This window comes from Kitasatospora purpeofusca, from assembly GCF_034043715.1.
GTDB lineage: Bacteria > Actinomycetota > Actinomycetes > Streptomycetales > Streptomycetaceae > Kitasatospora > Kitasatospora purpeofusca_A.
This window is the reverse complement of the sequence record NZ_JAXCLC010000040.1, coordinates 54,352-75,527: the sequence shown is the minus strand read 5'-3', so window position 1 is coordinate 75,527 and position 21,176 is coordinate 54,352. Positions and strand designations below refer to the sequence as shown.

18 protein-coding genes are annotated in these 21,176 nt (G+C 74.3%); 11 read left to right on the top strand and 7 right to left on the bottom strand.

Features of this window, described 5'->3' with window-relative positions; translation table 11 throughout:
* Positions 1 to 491: 491 nt before the first annotated feature.
* The 3 genes from SM793_RS21245 (at position 492) to SM793_RS21235 (ending at position 3,852) form a co-directional block, all read left to right on the top strand.
* Positions 492 to 1,166, top strand: a complete 675-nt coding sequence (locus tag SM793_RS21245; protein ID WP_320439816.1) for a Tat pathway signal sequence domain protein — start codon at positions 492 to 494, stop codon at positions 1,164 to 1,166.
* A gap of 269 nt (positions 1,167 to 1,435) precedes the next feature.
* Complete coding sequence (locus tag SM793_RS21240; protein WP_320439815.1) at positions 1,436 to 2,308, top strand: MoxR family ATPase; 873 nt, start codon at positions 1,436 to 1,438, stop codon at positions 2,306 to 2,308.
* Complete coding sequence (locus tag SM793_RS21235) at positions 2,305 to 3,852, top strand: VWA domain-containing protein (protein WP_320439814.1); 1,548 nt, start codon at positions 2,305 to 2,307, stop codon at positions 3,850 to 3,852. The genes SM793_RS21240 and SM793_RS21235 overlap by 4 nt, the downstream gene beginning before the upstream one ends.
* Positions 3,853 to 3,885: 33 nt before the next feature.
* Here the strand turns inward: SM793_RS21235 and SM793_RS21230 are convergent, their stop codons facing one another.
* The gene (locus SM793_RS21230; RefSeq protein ID WP_320439813.1) at positions 3,886 to 4,476 is read right to left on the bottom strand and encodes a helix-turn-helix domain-containing protein; all 591 of its coding nucleotides are present in this window, start codon (positions 4,474 to 4,476) and stop codon (positions 3,886 to 3,888) included.
* 70 nt (positions 4,477 to 4,546) lie between these two features.
* Here SM793_RS21230 and SM793_RS21225 point away from each other — a divergent pair, with 70 nt between their 5' ends.
* Positions 4,547 to 5,455 (top strand): NADP-dependent oxidoreductase, encoded by a 909-nt coding sequence (locus SM793_RS21225; protein WP_320439812.1) that lies wholly within the window; start codon positions 4,547 to 4,549, stop codon positions 5,453 to 5,455.
* 248 nt (positions 5,456 to 5,703) lie between these two features.
* On the opposite strand, the gene SM793_RS21220 is transcribed toward SM793_RS21225, so the two are convergent.
* The 3 genes from SM793_RS21220 to SM793_RS21210 all read right to left on the bottom strand — a co-directional run bounded on the left by SM793_RS21220 (position 5,704) and on the right by SM793_RS21210 (position 8,433).
* Complete coding sequence (locus SM793_RS21220) at positions 5,704 to 6,699, bottom strand: alpha/beta hydrolase (protein ID WP_320439811.1); 996 nt, start codon at positions 6,697 to 6,699, stop codon at positions 5,704 to 5,706.
* A 149-nt stretch (positions 6,700 to 6,848) separates the two neighbouring features.
* Positions 6,849 to 7,088: a hypothetical protein gene (locus tag SM793_RS21215; protein ID WP_320439810.1), complete on the bottom strand. Its 240-nt coding sequence runs from the start codon at positions 7,086 to 7,088 to the stop codon at positions 6,849 to 6,851.
* Between the two features lie 10 nt (positions 7,089 to 7,098).
* The gene (locus SM793_RS21210) at positions 7,099 to 8,433 is read right to left on the bottom strand and encodes an MFS transporter (protein WP_320439809.1); all 1,335 of its coding nucleotides are present in this window, start codon (positions 8,431 to 8,433) and stop codon (positions 7,099 to 7,101) included.
* Positions 8,434 to 8,678: 245 nt separating this feature from the next.
* On the opposite strand from SM793_RS21210, the gene SM793_RS21205 reads away from it, so the two are divergent.
* Positions 8,679 to 10,244, top strand: coding sequence for a D-alanyl-D-alanine carboxypeptidase family protein (locus SM793_RS21205; RefSeq protein WP_413816007.1), 1,566 nt, complete (start codon positions 8,679 to 8,681; stop codon positions 10,242 to 10,244).
* 18 nt (positions 10,245 to 10,262) lie between these two features.
* Here SM793_RS21205 and SM793_RS21200 read toward each other — a convergent pair whose 3' ends face one another.
* Positions 10,263 to 11,048 (bottom strand): cytochrome c biogenesis CcdA family protein, encoded by a 786-nt coding sequence (locus tag SM793_RS21200; RefSeq protein ID WP_320439826.1) that lies wholly within the window; start codon positions 11,046 to 11,048, stop codon positions 10,263 to 10,265.
* A gap of 175 nt (positions 11,049 to 11,223) precedes the next feature.
* Between SM793_RS21200 and SM793_RS21195 the strand changes: the two genes are divergently transcribed.
* Entirely contained in the window at positions 11,224 to 11,649 is a 426-nt protein-coding gene (locus tag SM793_RS21195; RefSeq protein WP_320439808.1) for a PPOX class F420-dependent oxidoreductase, read from the top strand.
* Positions 11,650 to 11,856: 207 nt separating this feature from the next.
* A complete protein-coding gene (locus SM793_RS21190; RefSeq protein WP_320439807.1) occupies positions 11,857 to 14,223 on the top strand; it encodes a lamin tail domain-containing protein in 2,367 nt (788 codons plus the stop codon).
* 52 nt (positions 14,224 to 14,275) lie between these two features.
* Here the strand turns inward: SM793_RS21190 and SM793_RS21185 are convergent, their stop codons facing one another.
* Complete coding sequence (locus tag SM793_RS21185) at positions 14,276 to 15,727, bottom strand: WD40 repeat domain-containing protein (RefSeq protein WP_320439806.1); 1,452 nt, start codon at positions 15,725 to 15,727, stop codon at positions 14,276 to 14,278.
* Positions 15,724 to 16,248, bottom strand: a complete 525-nt coding sequence (locus SM793_RS21180) for a hypothetical protein (RefSeq protein WP_320439805.1) — start codon at positions 16,246 to 16,248, stop codon at positions 15,724 to 15,726. Before SM793_RS21180 ends, SM793_RS21185 begins: the two co-directional genes overlap by 4 nt.
* 235 nt (positions 16,249 to 16,483) lie before the next feature.
* Here SM793_RS21180 and SM793_RS21175 point away from each other — a divergent pair, with 235 nt between their 5' ends.
* The 4 genes from SM793_RS21175 to SM793_RS21160 all read left to right on the top strand — a co-directional run bounded on the left by SM793_RS21175 (position 16,484) and on the right by SM793_RS21160 (position 21,145).
* Complete coding sequence (locus tag SM793_RS21175; protein ID WP_320439828.1) at positions 16,484 to 16,642, top strand: hypothetical protein; 159 nt, start codon at positions 16,484 to 16,486, stop codon at positions 16,640 to 16,642.
* 26 nt (positions 16,643 to 16,668) lie between these two features.
* Positions 16,669 to 18,966, top strand: a complete 2,298-nt coding sequence (locus SM793_RS21170; protein WP_413816006.1) for a heavy metal translocating P-type ATPase — start codon at positions 16,669 to 16,671, stop codon at positions 18,964 to 18,966.
* Between the two features lie 104 nt (positions 18,967 to 19,070).
* Positions 19,071 to 19,532: a copper chaperone PCu(A)C gene (locus tag SM793_RS21165; protein WP_320439804.1), complete on the top strand. Its 462-nt coding sequence runs from the start codon at positions 19,071 to 19,073 to the stop codon at positions 19,530 to 19,532.
* 377 nt (positions 19,533 to 19,909) lie between these two features.
* Positions 19,910 to 21,145, top strand: a complete 1,236-nt coding sequence (locus SM793_RS21160; protein ID WP_320439803.1) for a hypothetical protein — start codon at positions 19,910 to 19,912, stop codon at positions 21,143 to 21,145.
* Positions 21,146 to 21,176 lie beyond the last annotated feature (31 nt).

Genomic DNA, 21,176 nt, shown 5'->3' with positions numbered 1-21,176 from the left:
GGAGATCCGGGTCCATCGCCATCTTTTGTCCCCAACTCGTGCGTACTGCCTTGACATTGGCGCGACATCAGGTTTACAACACTGGCGGGTTTCCAATCCGCGGCCGAGGCCGCCGGAAGCCCGCACGCGTTCCGACTGCTCAGTATGGCGAACGCATGCCCGGCGGTGGCAGCCGCCGACGTGCACCCTGCACCCCCGCACTTGCGTTGGACCGTTCCACCCCGCCGTACCCCGCCGTACTCAGCCGTACCCGGCCGGTTCCTTCCGGCCGGTCCAGGCCGCGTCGTACCCGCCGCACAACGTCGTGCCGCCGGTACCGCGCCGTACGGGCGGGCCCGTGGCGCCGGGCCCGCCGAGTCGCCGTTCGCGGCGCCCCACCCCGCACACCCTCCCCCGTCCCGGCCGGGCGCGGCCGACAACGCCGCGCGCACCCCCACACCGACCGACCGTACGGGCTCCCCCACCCGACTCGCCCGGAGAGGCACACCCTCATGCGTATCCGCCGTACCCTCGGAGCCACCGCCCTCGCCGCCGCCGCGGTGCTGGCCGCCGGCACCATGACCCCCGCCCAGGCCGCCGGCTCCGCCGTGCTCACCCACACCTCGGTGGGCGGGCCGAACATCGCCGTCGGCGACGTGCTCACCGCCGACCTGGCGTCCGGCAGCTTCGCCACCTTCTACTCCAGCGCCACCGGGACGAGCGGCATCAAGTGCGCCGCCTCCTCCTTCTCGGCGACCGTCACCAACAACCCGGCCGCGCCCGGGGTGGCCACCGAGCAGCTCAACGCCCAGACCTTCGGCTCCTGCACCGCCAACGTCATCGGCGTGACCGCCGTGCAGAGCATCACCGTCAACAACCTGCCCTACACCAACTCGGTCAGCGACGCCCCGGGCAACCCGGTCTCGCTCGACCCCACCGCCGCCGGACCGCTCCAGACCACGGTGGTGCTGAAGACCATCCTCGGCACCATCACCTGCGTCTACCGCGCCCCCGCCGGCATCAGCGGCACCACCAGCAACGTCGGCCAGACCATCGGCTTCAACGCCCAGGCCCTGCCCAAGGTCTCCGGCCCGAGCACCTGCTTCGCGACCGGGTACTTCAGCGCCACCTACGGGCCGGTGAAGGACAGCTCGGTGGCCGGCAGCCCGCACGTCTACATCAACTGACCCTCCCCCGGGGCCGGTACGGAACCGGGCGGGGTGCGGCCGCCGCCGCACCCCGCCCCACCGGCTCCCGTTCTCCTTCCTCCCGGATCCCCGGGTCCCCGAACTCCCGACCTCCCGACCTCCCGGACTCCCGGACTCCCGGACTCCCGGAGGCGGCGGCACCGAGCGCCGGGTGCCCGGCCCCGGGTGCCGCCGTGTCCGGGACAGCGAAGTGACCCACGGGTAGGGTGCTGGCGACAGACACCGGACCACGGGGATGCGGGGCAGGCATGGTCGGCGAGGGCACGCAGTTCTTCGAGTCGGTGGCCGACACGGCCGCACGGCTCGCCGAGGTCGGCTACCTGGCCTCCACGGAGGTCGCCACCACCGTCTTCCTCGCCGACCGGCTCGGCAAGCCGCTCCTGGTCGAAGGCCCGGCCGGCGTCGGCAAGACCGAACTCGCCAAGGCCGTCGCCGCACTCGGCCGGGCCCGGCTGGTCCGGCTCCAGTGCTACGAGGGCATCGACGAGTCCCGCGCCCTCTACGAGTGGAACCACGCCAAGCAGCTGCTGCGGATCACCGCCGGGCGGGACGAGGGCTGGGACGCGGCCCGCACCGACATCTTCGGCGAGGACTTCCTGCTCACCCGGCCGCTGCTCACCGCCATCCGGGGCGACGAACCGACCGTGCTGCTCATCGACGAGATGGACAAGGCCGACGTCGAGGTCGAGGCCCTGCTGCTCGAAGTGCTCAGCGACTACCAGGTCACCGTGCCCGAACTGGGCACCATCACGGCGACCCGCCGCCCCTTCGTCCTGCTCACCTCCAACGCCACCCGGGAACTCTCCGAGGCGCTGCGCCGCCGCTGCCTCTTCCTCCACCTCGACTACCCGGAGGCCGAACTCGAGCGCCGGATCGTCCGGCTGCGCGTCCCCGGGCTGGACGCGGCGCTGGCCGAGTCGCTGGTCCGGGTGGTCGGCGCGCTGCGGGCGCTGGAGCTGCGCAAGGCCCCCTCGGTCGCCGAGACGGTCGACTGGGCCCGAACCCTGCTCGCGCTCGGCGCCGACACCCTGGACGAGACGGTCGTCCGGGCCACCCTCGGGGTCGTCCTCAAGCACCAGGACGACGTGCTGAAGGCCGCGCAGAAGCTCACCCTCGCATGACCGTCCCGTCCCCGTCCGCTCCCGCCGGCCCGCTCGGCGGACCCCCCGCCCCCGCCGATCTCGCCACCCGGCTGACCGCCTTCGTGCGCGCGCTGCGCACCCACGGCCTGCGGATCGGGCCCGCCGAGACGGTCGACGCCGCGGCCGTCCTGACCGTCCTCGGCCTCGCCGAGCGCGAGCAGGTCCGGGCCGGACTCGCCGCCGCGCTGCTGCGCACCGACGGGCAACGGGGGGTCTTCGACGCCGCCTTCGACCTGTTCTTCCCGCTCGGCGTCGGCGATCCGGAGGCGGTGCGCCGGGCCTCGGCGCGGCAGGCTCCGGACCCGGCCCGCCCTGCCGACCCGGCCGATCCCGGCGCGCGCGGTCCCGCCGACCCTGCGGGCCCGGAGCAGGACCCGGCCGCGCTCCGCGAGGACCTCCGGGCGCGGCTCGTGGCGGCGCTCGCCGCCGACGACCCGGCCGCCCTGACCGGGCTCGCCGGCGAGGCGGTGGCGGCGTTCGGCCGGTACGGCGGCGCCGGCGCCGCCGGCCGGCCCGGCAACGACGGCTGGTCGGCCTACCAGACCCTCGGCCGGCTCGCGCCGGAGACCCTGCTGGCCCGGGTGCTGGCCGTCCTGCGCGCCGGGGCCGGTGCCGGTGCCGGGGGACTCGACGCCGCGCCCGACCTCGCCGAGCACGTCCTGCCCGACGAGATCCGCCGTCGCATCCAGGGCTTCCGCACCATGGTCGCCACCGAGGCCCGCCGACGGGCGGCCGAGCTGCGCGGCACCGAACGCCTCGCCGAGCGCGCCGTCGCACCGAGCCCCGACCGGATCGACTTCCTCACCGCCGGCCGCGACCAGCTCGCCGAACTCCGCCGCACCGTCCACCCGTTGGCCCGGAAGCTGGCCACCCGGCTGGCCGCGCGCCGGCGCCGGGCCGCCCGCGGGCGGATCGACCTGCGGCGCACCCTGCGCCGCTCGCTCTCCACCGGCGGCGTCCCGCTGCGCCCCGCCCACCGGCTGCGCCGCCCCGCCCGGCCCGAACTCGTCCTGCTCTGCGACGTGTCCGGCTCGGTGGCGGGCTTCTCCGACTTCACCCTGCTGCTGGTCCAGGCGATGCGCGACCAGTTCAGCAAGGTCCGGGTGTTCGCGTTCGTCAACCGCACCGCCGAGGTGACGGACCTGCTCACCCGCGGCGGCGGCGACCCGGCCACGCTGGCCCGGCGCATCCTCACCGAGGCCAAGGTGATGGGGCACCACGGCAACAGCGACTACGGCTCGGCCCTCGGCGAGTTCGCCGAACGCCACCTGGACGCCGTGGGCCCGCGGACCGCCGTGCTGATCCTCGGCGACGCCCGGAACAACTACCGGGACCCGCACCTGCCGGCCCTGCGGCTGATCGCGGCCCGCGCCCGCCAGGTCCACTGGCTCAACCCGGAACAGCCCGCCCTCTGGGGCACCGGCGACTCCGCCGCCCCCGCCTACGCCCAGGTGGTGCCGATGCACTGCTGCCGCAACGCCCGCCGGCTCGGCGAGTTCATCGCCCGTCTGCTGCCGGTCTGAGCCGTCGGAGCGGGAGGCCGCCCCGGGGATCGTCTACCCAACACTTGATCGGGGTGCGGTGGCTTCCCAGGCCGCCTGGATCATCCGGAAGACCTCGTCCACCGTGGCCTCGGGATCGTCCGCCCGGCAGGCCAGCGCGTAGGCGTCGATGGCGAACCGTGCGGTCGCGCGGCAGGCCGTCGTGCTCCGGGACAGGCGGGGGTCGGCGGCCAGCGCCGCTGCCAGCGCCTGCGCGTGGCGCAGGCCCATCGACTCCTCGTACTCCCGCAGGGCGGGTGATCCCTCGATCATGCGTCGGACGGGGGCGCTGTCCTGCGCCGTGCAGTGCCGCACCAGGGCCTGGACCTCGCGGTGCAGCGCCGGAACGGGCGGCTCGTCCGGAGCCCGGTCGGTCACCGCCCGGGTGAGGCGCTGCTCGAAGTCCTGGTCGCGCTCGAACACCAGGGCCTCCTTGGAGGCGAAGTGGGCGAAGACGGTGGTGACGGCCACGTCGGCCTCGGCCGCCACGTCACGGATGCCCACGGCGTCGTACCCGCGCTCCAGGAAGAGCCGCAGCGCGGTGGCCGCGATCCTCTGACGGGTCGCGGCCTTCTTGCGTTCGCGGCGTCCGGGCGGCTCGGTCATGCCCTGACACTACCAGGTACGAATCACTAGCCGTTGTGAAATCCTAACGGTTATGGCTATCGTCGGTCGCATGAGGAAAATCAGCTTCGCCGAGTTCGGCGGTCCCGAGGTCCTGCGACTGGTGGAGGCCGAGGAACCCCACGCGGGCCCCGGCCGGATACGCATCGCCGTACGGGCGGCGGGTGTCAACCCCGTCGACTGGAGGATCCGGGAGGGCCAGGTCCTGGGAGCCCACCCGGTCGAACTGCCCGCCGGGGTCGGACTGGACGCCGCCGGGGTGGTGGACGAGGTCGGTGCGGGCGTCGAAGGCGTCGGGATCGGAGACCGCGTGTTCGGCGAAGGCACCGACACGTACGCCGAATTCGCCGTGCTGTCGGCCTGGGCCCGGATGCCCGAGGGGCTGACCTTCGAGGAGGCGGCCGGCTACCCGTCGGTGATGGAGACCGCGCTGCGCGTCGTCCGCGAGGTCGGCGTGCGGCAGGGTCAGACGCTGCTGGTCAGCGGCGCGTCCGGCGGCGTCGGGTCGGCGGTGCTGCAGGTCGCCCGCGCGCGCGGCATCACGGTGATCGGCACGGCCGGGGCCGCGAACCAGGACTACCTGCGCGGCCTGGGCGCCCTGGCCACGACCTACGGCGAGGGCTGGGTCGAACGGGTGCGGCACCTGGGCCGGGTCGACGCGGCCCTCGACCTGGCCGGCTCGGGCGTGATCCGCGAACTCGTCGAGCTGACCGGCGACCCGCGCAAGGTCGTCTCCATCGCCGACCTCGGTGCGCCGCGGCTGGGCGTCCGGTTCTCCGGCGTGGCCGGGAGCGTGCCGGACGCGCTGGCCGAGGCCGTCGACCTGATCTCCCGGGGCGGGCTCCACATCCCGGTCGAGAAGTCGTACCCGCTCAGCGAGGCGGCGGCGGCCCACGCCGACAGCCGCGCCGGCCACACCCGGGGGCGCCGGGTCCTGGTCGTCCGAGAAAGTGTCAGGTAGTCGGTTGATCACCCGTTCTCGAGGTCGTCGGTGAGGCGGCGGACCGCTCCGGTCCCGACGGCGGGGCCGCGTGATACCCACATGGGCGGCAGTTGCTCGGCCACCGCCCCCTGGGCGTCCGTCGCCGACGAGTCGTAGAACGCTTGCACGCACGGGCACACCCGGCGGTGGTCCTCACGGCCGTCCCGACCGCGAGGACCACCGCCACCGCATCACCCCGCGCAGTTGATCAATTACCCGACACCTTCTCAGCCGTCCAGGTGCCCGAGGAAGTCGAGCAGGGCCGCGTTGACCTCCGCCGGGCTCTCCTGCTGGGTCCAGTGGCCGACGCCCGGAAGCGTGACGCGCCGGTACAGCTTCGGTGCCAGGCGCTCCAGCAGTCCGCGCATCGCCTCCTCGGGGATCAGGGCCATGACCATGTCCTGGTCCCCCGCCACATAGAGGGCCGGTACCTCCACCGGCCGCCCGGCCAGCCCGGCGAGCAGCTCGTTGTTCCGGTCGATGTTGCGGTACCAGTTGAGACCGCCGGTGAACGCCCGCTCGCCGTGCTCGGCGTAGTCGGCGACGAAGGCCTCGATGTCCGCCTCCGAGAGCCAGTCCGGCAGCTTCTCGGGCTCGGGGACGCTGCTCAGCAGGGTCTGCCCCTCGCGGATCACCCACGCCCGCGGTCCCCCGCCGTCCGGGCGCCCCCCGGCGCCGCTGGACAGCATCCGGCGGAACGTCGAGTGCAGGTCCCGGGCGAGCTCGGCGTCCGCGACACCGGGGCGCTGGAAGTAGATCTGGTAGAAGCCCTCGCCGAACCGCTCCCGGGCCTGGGCCAGCGGCGGCAGGCCGAGGGTGGGCAGCGGCGGCACGCTCAGCCCCGCCACACCGCGCACCAGGTCGGGGCGCAGCGCGGCCGTGCTCCAGGCGACCGGGGCACCCCAGTCATGGCCGACCAGGACGGCGCTCTCCTCGCCGAGGGCGCCGATCAGCGCGGAGACGTCGCCGACCAGGTGCAGCAGGGTGTACGCGTCGACCGACTCGGGCTGCTCGCTGCGGGCGTAGCCGCGCTGGTCGACGGCGACCACGCGGTAGCCGGCCTCGGCGAGCGGGGCGAACTGGTGCCGCCAGGAGTACCAGCTCTCCGGGAAGCCGTGCAGCAGCAGGACCAGTGGCCCCTCCCCCTGTTCGGCGACGTGCAGCCGGACTCCGTTCACCTCGATCCGACGGTGCGCGATATGTCCGTACGCCTGCTTGGTCATGCGGCCCTCCTCGTCGACGACGCGTCACCCCGCAGAACGGGCGGCGGCCGACCGTTCGTTCCCCGCCGCCGCCCGTCCGGTGCCGGTCCGGTACCGGTCCGTCGCCCGTCCGCCGCCCGTCCGCCGCCGGTCCCGTCGCCCCGCCGGAGTCAGTCCCCGCTGTCGCGCCGCGTCCGGCCCCCGCCCTCCCGCCGGTCGAGCAGCGCCGTCGCGGCGGCCAGCAGGGCGCCCACCGCGATCAGCACGAAGTAGCCGGCGGTCCGGTGGTCGGCGGGGACGAGGTAGCGCACGAAGCCGAAGACGTGCAGGCCCCACAGGTGGTCGACGAGGAGGCCGTTGATGCCGCCGACGATCAGGACGAAGCTCACGAATCCCAGCAGGTTCTTCATGATCCCGACGTTAGGCAGCCAGGTCGCCGGCGGGATCCGACTTTCGGCGCGACCGGGACCCACCAAAGTCGCGCATCCGCAGCAGCACGGGCACGGCGGCGAGCGCCGGGGCGGCGGCCAGGGCGAAGCAGAGCGGCAGCGGCAGATGTCCGACCAGCAGGCCCACGCCCGCGCCGCCGACGGCCGAACCGGCGTTGAAGGCGGTGTTCACCCAGGCGCCGGCCCTGGTCCTGGCCTCCGGGGCGACCGCCTCGTCCGCGACCAGGTAGGAGGTGGTCAGGGCGGGCGAGACGAAGAAGCCGGCGACCCCGGCGGCCACGCCGAGCAGGACCGGGCCGGGTGCGAGCCCGGCGGCGGCCAGGGACAGGCCCAGGCCGGCGGTGAACAGCGGCAGCCGGACGGCGTTCGGCACCGGCCGGTCCAGTGCGCCCAGCCCGAGACCGCCGGCCGCGCTCCCGGCGGACAGCGCGGCCAGGATCCAGCCGACCGCCTCCGGCCGCCCGCGGTCCTCGGCGAAGGCGAGCACCATGAGGTCCAGCGCGCCCAGCGCCAGCCCGGTCACGCCGGAGGCGAGCACCGCGGCGCGCAGCGCCCGGCCGCCGCCGAGCGGTGTCCGGCGACGGCGGCGGCGCCGACGGTCCGCGACCGGCGCTGCCGCATCGTCGGGGCCGTCCACTGCACCCGGTGCGTCCACTTCGCCCGGAGCGCCCGGTCCGTCCGCCGCCACCGGCGAGGCGACCAGCAGCAGGGCCCCGGCGATCAGCAGCCCCGCGCCCACGGCCACCGCACCACCGGGGCCGACCAGCGGAAGCAGCAGACCGACCAGCAGCGGTCCGGTGACGAATAGCAGTTCCTCCGCGACGCCGTCCAGGCTGAACGCGCGGCGCAGCAGCACCGGGTCGGGAAGGAGCCGCCGCCAGAACGTCCGCATCACCGGACCCAGCGGCGGTGTGCAGGCGCCCGCCGCGACGACGAGCGCGCCGACCGCCGCCGGAGCGGCGCCCGGCCGGGCCGTGGCCGCGACCACGGCGAGCAGCAGGGCGCCGTACAGCACGGCCATCGGCGGCAGCACCCGCCGGGGACCGTGGCGGTCGACCAGCCCGGCCCGGACCGGCGAGAGGAGGACACTGGCGAGCGCGAACAGGGCCATCGCCGCGCCGGCCGCGGAGTAGGAGCCGGTGGCCTCGCGGACGGTGAGCAGCAGGGCGAGCGGGACCACCCCGTAGGAGAGGCGGCCGAGCAGCGCGGCGGCGAAGGTGCGGCCGGCGTGCGGGGCGCCGAGCACGGCGCGGTAGCCGGGGCGTGCGGACGGGCCGCGCGGAGGCGCGGAGACGGTGGAGGGCACGGTGAACGTCCTCAAGGAAGTCCGGTCCGCGGGCCGGGGAGGTCACGGCGGGCGGCACCGGAGGTGCGTACGGGGACACCGGAGGGCCGCGCGGTTCCCGATCGGTCGGGGCGCGGTCGCGTCGGGCCTGCTACGCACGGAGGAAGGACATGGGCCGTACCGTAGCAGGCCGCCGTGCGGTGCGGGAGGGCCCGGACGGAGCAGCGGGCAGGGCGGGGCGGCGGCCGTCCGGGTAAGTTCGCGGTGTGCAGCAGAGGTCACTCCACGTCAGCAGGCGCGCCCGGGCCGGGCGGCCGGCGGCGGCCGGTGCCGTCGCCGTCCTGGTCCTCGCGGCCGGCGTGCCCGCCGCCTCGGCCGCCTCCCCGGCCCCTTCCCCGGCCGCCTCCTCGGCCCGCTCCGCGGCCCCCTCCCCCGCGCTGTCCCCCGCCCCGTCCTCCGCGCCCGCGGCGGCCGGCACGGCAGCGGGCACGGCGGGTACCGCGCAGGACGCCGCCGCCGTGGTCGGCGGCGAGCGGCTGGGCCGGCCCGCCGTCCAGGTAGCGCCCCGGACCGGGGCGCCCGAGCTTCCGGCCACCCTGACCGGGCGGTCCTGGCTGATCGCCGACGCCGCGACCGGCGAGGTGCTCGCCGCGCGCAACGCCCACCTCCCGCTGCCGCCCGCCAGCACCCTCAAGATGCTGTTCGCCGACACCGTGCTGCCGAAGTTCGACCGCGCCCTGGAGCACCGGGTCACTCCCGCCGAACTCGCCGCGCTGGGCGCGGGCAGCAGCCTGGTCGGGATCAAGGAGAACCTGCCGTACCGGGTCGAGGACCTCTGGCGCGGCGTCTTCCTCGCCTCCGGCAACGACGCCGTGCACGTGCTGTCCCACATGAACGGCGGCCTGGCCAACACCGTCACCCAGATGCAGGAGCGGGCGACCGCCCTCCAGGCGCGCGACACCCGGGTGGTCTCCCCGGAGGGCTACGACCAGGACGGCCAGGTCTCCTCGGCGTACGACCTCACGCTGTTCGCCCGCGCCGGGCTGCGCAACCCCGACTTCCGCGGCTACTGCGCGACCCGCACCGCCCGCTTCCCCGGCGCCCTGGACAAGGCGACGGGGCAGCGGTCCGCGTTCGACATCGCCAACACGGACCGGCTGCTGGGCAAGTACCCGGGCCTGATCGGGGTGAAGAACGGCTACACCACCAACGCGGGCGCCACCTTCACCGGCGCGGCCGAACGCGACGGCCGGACCCTGCTGGTGACGGTGATGCACCCGGAGCAGCAGTCCAAGGTCTACGACGAGGCGGCCGCGCTGCTGGACTGGGGCTTCGCGGCGGCCGGCAAGGTCGAACCGGTCGGACGGCTCGTCGAGGAGGAGGCCGCGCCCGGAGCGTCCGCCGCCCCGGCCGCCGAGGCGCCGGCCTCCGGCATCCTGCCGCACGCGATCCAGCAGGCCGACCACACCCTCGGCCCGGCCGGCTGGACGGCCCTCGCGTTCGGCGCCGCACTGGCCCTCTGGGCCGCCGCCGGCCGACTGCGCACCCGGCGGCGTCCACACAGCGCGGCAGCCGCGCTCCCCGTACTCCCCGTACTGCCCGGCGGCGTCCCGGTCCCCCCGCGACCGGACTACGCCCCGCACGTCGCGTACTCCGTACCGTCCCGGCCGGCGTCCGGTCCCGCCCCACGCGGGGCCACCGCCGCCGGCGGCGCCACAGCGGTGGGCGGCGGCACCCGCCGACGCCTCACCCGCCGCGCCCGCTCCCTGGCCCGCGCCACCGGCGCCCGGGTCACCGCGACCACCATCCCGCGCCGGGGCCGCCGCCCCTGAAACGTGAACAACAACCGGTCAGATGGCCACAAGGCTGTCCGGCAGGTGGCCGGCCGCCCAGACCCGCAGGAAGTCCACGAGATCTGCCCATGCCCCGGTCAGCAGCATGATGCCGACGAGCACAAGCATTCCTCCGCCGAATCGCATGACCCCTCGATGACGGCGCTTGACCCAGCCGAGGGTCCCCATCGCCCGCCGGAAGACCAGGGACGAAACGAGGAACGGGATCCCGAGACCCGCACAGTAGAAGAAACCCAGCAGGGCCCCTCGAATCGGATCGCTCTCACTGAGGGCGAGCGTCTGGACGGCGGACGCGGTCGGTCCGATGCACGGCGTCCACCCCACACCGAAGACGATCCCCAGGACCGGCGCCCCCGCCAGGCCGACCGCCGGCCGGTAGCGACTCCGGAACTCCCGCTGCGAGAGCCCGGAGAACAGGCCGGAGAAAAAGACTCCCATCAGGATCGTCATCACTCCGGAGAATATCTGGACGGTACGCTGGTTCTCCGCCAGGGTATTGCCGAAATATCCGAACAACGCACCTGCCGAAACGAATACGACGGTGAATCCGAGGATGAACAGAAGCGTCCCCAGGACCACCTGCCCACGCTTCCTCCCCTCGGCGTCCGCGAGGTCGGACGCCGAGAATCCGGTGACATAGGAAAGATATCCCGGCACCAGCGGGAGAATGCACGGCGAGAGGAACGAGAGCAGCCCCGCCAGCAGTGCGACCGGAATCGCCAGGACGAGGGCGCCTGTGAATACGGTCTGAGATCCGTCAACGGCCATTGACACCGGTTCCATCTGCGCAGTGACACCTTTCCGGACGAACCCGACCAGATCTGAGCGTCCGTCAGTGACGAACATGCCGTGGCCAGCCTCGCAGAGGCTCCTCCGGCGAGCAGCACCGGCCGGAGCGGCCCGGAGTCGGCGCTGCTCCTGGGGGTGCACGTGTCGGGCGGGCCCTAGAATGCCCCGCATGAGCGCCACTCCCCACCCCGACCCGCACCGGCAGGAACGGCTCGAACGCCTCGTCAGCCTCTCCTCCGGCAGCTACCTGCTGGTCACCACCTTCAAGAAGGACGGCACCGCCGTGCCGACGCCGGTGTGGGTGGTGCGCGACGGGGAGGCGCTCGGCGTCTGGACCGTCACCGACTCGTGGAAGGTCAAGCGGATCCGCAACCGCCCCGACGTCCTGGTCGGCCCCTGCGACGTCCGGGGCAATCCGACCGGCGAGTCCGTCCCGGCCACGGCCGAGATCCTCGGCCCCGAGCGCACCGCCGCCTACCGGACGCTGCTGCGGCAGAAGTACGGGCTGGTCGGCGTCGTCACGGTGCTCGGCAGCCGGCTGCGGCGCGGAGAGCGCGGCACGATCGGCATCCGGCTGACGCTCACCGATAGCTGACGCCCTCACCGACGGCTGACGCCCGACGCCCTTCCTGCCTCACGTCCCCCACGACACGTCCGGGCCCTCACCCGGTTCATGCCAGGCAAAACGTTCTTCCGTTGGACGCCTGGCCGTTCGCCTCGGCGCGCGGTACGGCATGGGTGGCGCTGCTAGAACACACAGCGCCCGCCCATCCACTGCTGCACGCCCGTCAGGAGGACGCCCATGCGGCGAACCGATCGAGTCCGGCTCCGCGCGCTGGCGGTGGCATCGGCCGCCACCGTCGTCGGAGCGCTCGTCGCGCTGCCCGCCGGCACCGCGCAGGCCGTGTCCCCGGACCTCGTCATAAGCCAGGTGTACGGCGGTGGCGGCAACTCCGGCGCGCCGTACACCAATGACTTCGTCGAGCTGTACAACCGGGGCACCACTCCGGTCAGCGTGACCGGCTGGACCGTCCAGTACGCCTCGGCGGCCGGGTCCTCCTGGTCGAGGACCACCCTGTCGGGCACCGTCGCCCCCGGCAGGTACTTCCTGGTGCAGGAGGCCGCCGGGGCCGGTTCCGGCGCCGCCCTGCCGACGCCGGACGCGACGGGCACGATCGCGATGGGCGCCAACGCCGGGAAGGTCGCGCTGGTCACCAACTCCACCGCGCTGACCTGCGCCACCGGTTGCGCCGGCCAGCCCGGGGTCAAGGACTTCGTCGGCTACGGCACGACCGCCTCCTCCGCCGAGGGCTCGCCCACCGGGAACCTCGCCAACACCACCGCGGCGGTCCGGGCCGGCGGCGGCGCCACCGACACCGACGACAACGCGGCCGACTTCGCCGCCACCGCCCCCACCCCGCGCAACTCCGCCTCGGGCGGCGGCGGAACGGGCGGCACCCGGATCCACGACCTCCAGGGCGCCGCCCGGACCTCCCCGCTGGCCGGCCGGCCGGTCACCGGCGTCCCCGGGATCGTCACCGCGGCCGGCCCGAGCGGCTACTGGCTCCAGGACCCGCAGCCCGACACCGACCCGGCGACCAGCGAGGCGGTCTACGTCTACACGGCGAGCGCCCCCGGCGTGGCCGTCGGCGACTCCGTCCAGGTCGGCGGCACCGTCAGCGAGTACCGCCCCGGCGGCACCGGCGGCGCCACCAACCTCACCGTCACCGAACTCACCGCGCCCACCACCACCGTGCTCGCCCACAACGCGGCACTGCCCGCCGCCACCCTGGTCGGCGCCGGCGGCCGGGTCCCGCCCGCCGCCGTGATCTCCAGTGTCACCACGGGCGATGCCGAGACCGCCGGCGGCTTCCAACCGGCCACCGACGGACTGGACTTCTGGGAGTCGCTGGAGGGCATGCGGGTCCAGCTGAACAACGCCGCCGTGGTCGGGCCGAGCACGTCCTTCGGCGAGATCCCGGTCGTCCCGCAGGGCTCCGCCACCAGGAGCGCCCGCGGCGGCATCCTGCTGCAGGCCGCGGACGGCAACCCCGAGCGGGTCCTGCTGGACGACGTGCTCGCGCCGACCCCGGCCGCCAACGTCGGCGACACCCTCTCCGGCGCCACCGTCGGCGTGCTGGACTACTCCTTCGGCAACTTCAAGCTGCTCGTCACCGCCACCCCGGCCGTCCTCCCCGGCGGCCTCGCCCCGGAGACCACCGCCGCACCGGCCGCCGGCGAGCTGTCCACGGCGACCTTCAACGTCGAGAACCTCGCGCCCGGCGACCCGCAGAGCAAGTTCGACGGCCTCGCCGCCGCCGTCGTCACCAACCTGCGCTCGCCCGACCTGGTCGCCCTGGAGGAGATCCAGGACAACTCCGGCGCCACCGACAACGGCGTGGTCGCCGCCGACCAGACCCTGGCCAGGCTCACCGCCGCGATCACCTCGGCCGGCGGCCCGGCCTACTCCTACCGCCAGCTCGACCCGGTCAACGACCAGGACGGCGGCCAGCCGGGCGGCAACATCCGCCAGGTGTTCCTCTACCGCACCGACCGGGGCCTGAGCTTCACCGACCGCCCGGGCGCCGGCTCCACCACCGCCGACTCCGTGGTCAACAACGGCGGCGTCCCCGCCCTCGCCTACTCCCCCGGCCGGATAGACCCGACCAACACGGCCTTCAACGCCAGCCGCAAGCCGCTCGCGGGCGAGTTCCGCTGGAACGGCCGCCCGGTGTTCGTGATCGCCAACCACTTCAACTCCAAGGGCGGCGACCAGCCCCTCTTCGGCCGCTACCAGCCCCCGGCCCGCCCCTCCGAGACCCAGCGCCACGAGCAGGCCACGGTGGTCAAGTCATTCACCGACCAGATCCTCGCCGTCGACCCGAACGCCGCGGTGATCGTCCTCGGCGACCTCAACGACTTCGAGTTCTCCCAGACCGCCGACCTCCTCACCGCCGGCGGCTCCCTGGTCGACCTGCCCCGCACCCTCCCCCTCACCGAGCGGTACACCTACGTCTACGAGGGCAACTCCCAGGTCCTCGACCACATCCTGATCTCCCCCGCCCTCGCGGCCCGCTCGTACAGCTACGACATCGTCCACCTCAACAGCGAGTTCGCCACCCAGCTGAGCGACCACGACCCGCAGGTCGTCCGGATCCCGCTGCCGTAGCGCGGCCTGCGGCGGTGCGCCCTCCGAACGTCGGGAGGCCGCACCGCCGTCGCTACGCGCCGCGGTCGTTCCGCCCTGTCGGCGCGGGCCGGCAGGGCACCGGCGGTACCGGGGCTGCGGACGACGACCCCGTGGCTGACACACCAGGCGTCGCACAGGGAACCGACCAGAGACGGGCAGTACGGTCGGACCCAGCCGTTGCCAACCAGCGCCCGTCGGAGCTGAAGACCACATCACGGACCGGGCCTTCGTAACCCGTCAGCGTCGCGAACGTCCTCCCACCAGCAACGTCCCACAGAAGCGTGGCCGCCTCGGTGCTCGCCGTGGCGAGCACCCGGCCGTCCGGGGTGAATGCCAGATCGGTGATGTCACCGCCACGAACACTCAACGTGACCGGCGTGAGCTGGCCCAGAGCAACATCCATGAAGCGCACCTTGTTGCCGGCGGTGACCGCCAGGGTCCGTCCGTCCGGGCTGAAGGCCACCGCGTACCGGCCGGAGTAGCCGTCGCTCTCCAGCGCGAGACCGGAAACAGGCGTGCCGGTCGTGAGGTTCCAGAGCCGAAGCCCCCGATCACCACCCGAGCCTCCGGCAATGGCCAGCAGTGTTCCGTCGGGGCTGAAGGCCACCGCAGAGGCAGTCACGCCACGGCCGACCGTGAAGGTCTGCTTCCCCGTCGCGACCTCCCAGCCTCGCACCCGGTCCCCGGATCCCGCTGTGGCCAGGCTCCGACCGTCCGGGCTGAAGACCATCAGGGACACCGACTCCAGAATGTTCCCCACGGTGATCTGGGCGACGGTGGTACCGGTCGCGACCTCGGTCAACCGGATCTTGTTCATCGTACTGGTGGCAAGGGTCCGTCCGTCGGAGCTGAGCACCGCGCGACCACCACCGCCCGGTGCCGCATCGGGCAACAGCATGGTCGCCCTTCGCGTGGCAGTGTCCCAACTTCGCGTGATTCCGCTGTCCCCGGTCACCACCAGTGCGGCGCCATCCGCCGAGAAAGCCACCGCTCGCGCCGACTCGAGGTCGTTCAGCACGGCCATCGCCTCGATCGGGCCGACCGCCGATGAGCCGCCGCCCTGCAACTGGGAGACGATCACCCCCAGAACGAACAGGAAGGCGACAATTCCGAAGCCCGCGCCGCCATTTCCCCCGCCCGAGGGCTTCGACTCCCGCTCGATGTGGTCGTCGTCCTCCTCCCCGCCGACATCGGCGGCGGGGCGCTGTCCCGAAGCGGACCGCGGCCGCGGGATCCCGGTTCCCGGTTCCCGGCCCGAGGCCCCACCGAACGGCTCCCGTTGACCGGACTCCCCGGGCGACACATGGACGTGGGTCTCGGTGAAGTTCACATGGTCGCCGGTGATGAAGATGCCGTTCTGGTCGCGACCGGCAGAGACCGACCGCTCGATGTCGACCCTGACGGAGTCGGCGTCCGCCGAAGGCCGCTTCGTGGGCCGCAGGGGTCTCGGTCGCTTACCGTCCGATCCAGGCGGACGCGTCACGCGCCACCACCGTTTCCGGAGCTCTCCGAACCGCCGGGAGGAGACTCGAACGTGTCACCAGTACGGAAGACGCCTGAGATGTCACGACCGGCGGAGATCGACCGGGACTCGTCGACGGTGAAGGAGCCCGGCACCACGGGCTTCGGTCGCTCGTTCCGATCGCGCCGCCCCTGGTGGATCGGCTGGCCCGGCGCGACGACGTACCGGTCACCGGTGTCCACGTCGGCGGTGAGGTTTCGACCCGCGTTCACCGACCGATCACGCGTGACGACCACGGTCGGCGAAGTGCCCGGCGCACCCACGGGCGGCGGCTCGGTCGAGCGCCGCAACGCCTGGACCGACACTCCCAGTGCTGCGATCCCGGCCAGAGCTCCAATGACGGAGGCCACTCGATCCGCCGTGTCCAGGTCTACCGCCACCGCGACGACCACGAGAGCAGCCGCCGCCAGTGATCCGACGACCGCCCCAACCCATGCCACTACCCTGCCGAGAGCTGTCACCCGGACATCATCGCTCGACATCGCTCGATTTCAAATCTGATCTACAGCCTTACTGACAACCGCATATGACTGGTGCTCCTACCGGCGAACGGTCACTCTGTCGCACGGTCCACGGCCGCCTCGGCGGCCCCGGGCGCTGGGCCGGCGCTGGGCCGGGCGGGGGATGTGATCCGGGTCATTCGGGGTGGGCGGGAACCCGGCGGGGTGGGGGCACGACTGGTGGGGCGTGAGTGGGATGTCGCCGGGTGCCCGGCCGTTGAGTGTGCTCGCGGGGTTCGCCCTGCTGCTGGTAGTGGTGTTCGTCGTGGCGTTCGCGGTGGGGCGCGGCGCGGGGCCGGTGACGCCCGGGCTGACGCCCGGTGGCGGAGGCGGCGGGAAACCCGCGATGGGTCACGACATGGGGGCGGCCCGGTGAGGGCGGCCGCGGAGTCCGACGCGCCGGTGTCCACCGACCTGGCGGTCGGCGGGATGACCTGCGCGGCCTGTGTGAGCCGGGTGGAGAAGCGGCTGGCCCGGATCGAGGGCGTGAGCGCCGGGGTGAACCTCGCCACCGGGCGGGCCCGGGTGCTGCACCCGGCCGGGGTGGGCCTGGAGGAGCTGGTCGCGGCGGTCGAACGGGCCGGCTACACCGCCGAGTTGGCGCCGGTGGGCGTGCCGCCCGGCGGCCCGGCGGCGGAGGAGGCCGGGGAGCGGTGGCGGCTGCTGGTGACGGCGCTGCTGGCGGTGCCCGTGCTGGTGCTGTCGATGGTGCCGTCCGCGCAGTTCCCGGGCTGGCAGTGGGCCTGCTTCGGGCTGGCGCTGCCGGTGGTGAGCTGGGGCTCGGCCGGCTTCCACCGCCGGGCCCTGCGGGGCCTTCGGCACGCGGCGGCGACCATGGACACCCTGGTGAGCCTCGGTGTGGTCGCCTCCTTCGCCTGGTCCGCGTACGCGCTGCTGTTCGGCGGGGCCGGCGAGATCGGCATGCGGATGCCGTTCTCGCTGACCGCGGACGGCGGCGGCACCGCGCACGTCTATCTGGAGGCGGCCGTCGGCGTGCCGCTGTTCGTGCTGGCCGGGCGCCTGCTGGAGGGCAGGGTGCGGCGGCGCAGCGGTTCCGCGCTGCGGGCACTGGCCGAGCTGGGCGCCAAGCAGGTGTGCGTGCGCGATCCGCGGACCGGCGAGGAACGGCTGCTGCCGATCGAACAGCTGCTGCCGGGGCAGGAGTTCGTGGTCCGTCCGGGTGAGCGGGTGGCCACCGACGGCCTGGTGGTGGAGGGCGGCTCGGCGCTCGACCTGAGCCTGCTGACCGGCGAGTCGGTGCCGGTGGAGGTCGGGCCGGGCGACCGGGTGGCGGGCGCCACGGTGAACGTCGGCGGGGCGCTGGTGGTGCGGGCGACGGCGGTCGGCGCGGACACCCAGCTCGCCCGGATCACCGCGCTGGTGGCGGACGCCCAGGCCGGCAAGGCGCGGGCGCAGCGGCTGGCGGACACCGTCGCCGGGGTGTTCGTGCCCTGTGTGCTGACGGTGGCGGTGTGCGTGCTCGGCTTCTGGCTGGGCGCGGGCGCCGACCCGCAGGCGGCGGTGACGGCGGCGGTCGCCGTGCTGGTGGTGGCCTGCCCGTGCGCGCTGGGCCTGGCCACGCCGACCGCCCTGCTGGCGGCGACCGGGCGGGGCGCCGAGCTGGGCGTCCTGGTCCGCGGCCCGGAGGTGCTGGAGAGCCTGCGCCGGGTCGACACCGTGGTGCTGGACAAGACCGGCACCCTGACCACCGGTCGGATGGAGCTCGCGGCGGTGGCCGTGGCCGCCGGCGCGGGCGTGGGGGTGGACGAGGAGCGGGTGCTGCGGCTCGCGGGAGCCGTCGAGCACCGTTCGGAGCACCCTGTCGGGCGGGCCGTCGTGGGGGCGGCCCGAGCCCGGTGCGGCTCCGACCCCCTTCCGGTGGTGGCCGGGTTCGCGGCCACCACCGGGGTCGGGGTGTCCGGCGAGGTGGAGGGGATCCTGGTGCGGGTGGTCCGCCCGGACGAGGCCGCGGGGCCGCTGCCCGCCGAGCTGACGGCGGCGCTCGCGGACGCCTCGGCGGCGGGCCGCACGCCGGTGGTGGTGGAACTGGACGGCCTTCCGGTGGCGGTGCTGGCGGTCGGCGACACCCTGCGCTCTGGCAGTTGGCGTGCCCTGCACCGGCTGCGCGGCATGGGCCTGGAGCCGGTGCTGCTGACCGGTGACGGCCCGGGGGCGGCGCGCGCGGTCGCGGAGGAGCTGGGCATCGAGCGGGTGCACTCCTCGGCCTCCCCGGAGCGCAAGGCGGAGGTGGTGGCAGAGCTGAGGGCCGCCGGCCGGACCGTGGCGGTGGTCGGCGACGGGGTCAACGACGCGGTGGCGCTGGCCTCGGCGGACCTGGGGGTGGCGCTCGCCTCGGGCAGTGACGCGGCGATCGGCGCGGCCGGACTGACCCTGGTGCGCGGGGACATCGAGGCGGTGGTGGATGCCGTGCGGCTGGCCCGGCGCACCCTGGCGACGATCCGGTCCAATCTGGTGTGGGCGTTCGGCTACAACGTGGTGCTGATTCCGCTGGCGGCGGTGGGGCTGCTGAACCCGATGCTGGCGGCGGTGGCGATGTCGCTGAGTTCGCTGCTGGTGGTGGGCAACAGCCTGCGGCTGCGGACCTGGCGCCCGGGGCGGGGCGGCGCGGACGAACGCGGGGGCGGTCGGGTCCCGCGGCCGGCGGCCCGGGCGCGGCGCTCGGCGGGTGCGGCGTGGTGAGCGGACGGTCCGCGGCCGGGGGCCGGACAGGCGGGAACCGGACGGTCGGGAGCCGGACAGGCGGGGGCCGGACGGTCGGGAGCCGGACGGTCGAGCGGCTGAAAGTGGCCGGACCGCCGATCGGGGCCGCCGTGGTGGCGTTGGCGCTGCTGTCCGGCTGGACGGCGGTCGGCGGTGCGGGCACCGCGCGCCCGGTCGAGGCCGGGCCGGGCTGGCTGCTCCTGCCCTCGGTGGGCGGGGTCCCGTCCACCGCGGCCTTCTTCACCGTCCGCAACCCGGGCGATGTTCCGGACGAACTCACCGGCGCCAGCTGGGAGTTCGGCGGCAAGGTGACCCTGAAACGGCACCTGCACCAGGGCGCGGCGGGTAGCTGGGCGCCGGTCACGGCCCTGGAGGTCCCCGAGCGGGGCGAGCTGGCCATGTCCCCGGAGGATGCCGATCTGATGATCATAAATCCGCCCGCGCTCAAGGTCGGCCAGTGGGTGGAGTTCACCCTGACCTTCCGCAACAGCCCCGACCTGCGGGTCAAGGCGGAGGTCCGCCCACCCGGCGGCCGCCGCAGCTGAACTCCGAGGAGGCCCGGCCCCCCGTCCGGCCTCCTCGGACCCCCCGGGTGGGCCGCTCGCGTCGAGGGTCGGCGGCCCACCCGGCGGGGGACGCCGGGCCCGGCCGACGGATAGTCGGTCGGGCCCGGTAGTTTGTGGACCGCCCTTCCGGGGGCCGCCGGGAATTCGGATGCCCTGACCAGGGAGTCCGTGCTTTCCTGTGTCACCGCGTCAAGCCGTCGCACCGTCGTGCTGTCGCGTCGTCGCGTCGTCGCGTCGTCGTACTGTCGCGCCGTCGCGCGGTCACGCGGTCACGCCGTCGCACCGTTCGCTGAGCGTGGTGGCGGTCGTAGGACCGGCAGCCCTGCCCCGCACCGAGGAGTCCTCCCATCAGTACCGTGATACGCCGGACCGCCCGCACCGCCCTGGCCACCGCCGCCTGCGGCGCCGTCCTCGCCGGCGGCCTCGCCGCGTGCGGGACCGTCCAGCAGCTCAACGCGGCCGACAAGGTGTCGAAGGCCTTCGAGACCTTCGGCAGCGGCAAGTCCTTCAGCGCCAAGCTGTCGGTCGACGCCACCCCCACGCAGATCGAGGCGTTCGGCGCGGCCACCGGCGAGGAGATCGACAAGGCCGGCGCAGCCGCGCTGGCCGGCGTGGGCCTGTCCGTCGCCTTCAGCGCGGACAAGCCGCTCAAGGACATCCGGCCGACCAAGGGCGCCGGTTCCGGCAACGGCGCCGCACCGGCCGCCGGCCCGTCGGTCTCGGCCTCCTACACGCTCACCGGCAAGGGCGGCGCACCGCTGCTGGAGCTCCGCCAGGTCGGCGGCAAGGCCTACGCGCGGGGCGACCTCACCGGCCTCGCTCAGCTCGTCGGTGAGGACGCCGCCGAGGTCGAGGGGCTGGCCGAGGGCCTGCCCGGCGCGCTGGGGAACGCGCTCAAGGGCCAGTGGGTCAGCTTCGACGCGAAGGCCCTCGAAGGCACGGGCACCACCGGCGCGACGGGCGGGGCCGCGACCCCCGCACCGACCCTGGACCCGAAGGCCGCGGAGAGCCTGAACGCCTCGCTGAAAGGCATCCTCACCCGCGACCTGTCCTTCGAGGACAAGGGCAAGCAGGACGGCAAGGACCGGATCACCGTCACCGCCCCGGCCCGCAAGCTGACGGACGACCTGCTGAAAGCCGTCGAACCGCTCGCCAAGGACATCCCGAACCTCGGCAAGCTGCCCAGGTCAGCCCCGTCCAACGTGCCGGACCGCCCGCTGGCGCTGGACGTCTACCTCGACGGCGGCGCGCTGTCCGCCGTGACCTTCGACCTGGCCCAGCTGGCGGAGAAGGCCGGGCCCGGCACACCGCTGCCGCTCCGGATCGCGTTCGGCCACGACACCCCGGCCGTCCAGGCGCCCGCCGGCGCCACCGAACTGGCCACCGATGACATCATGGGCCTCTTCGGCGAACTCGCCGCCGGCGGCACGGGCGGACCGGGCGGCACGGGCGGACCGGCCGCACCGCTCACCGACGCCCAGGTCAAGGAGCTGACCCGGGACGGCGCCATGAACGAGGAGCAGGTGCGGCTGTACAACTCCATGGGCCTGGACTACCAGGACATCAAGGAACTCGCCGACCTGAAATCCTGACCGTCCGGCTGCCCCAGCACGCCCCGGCCCG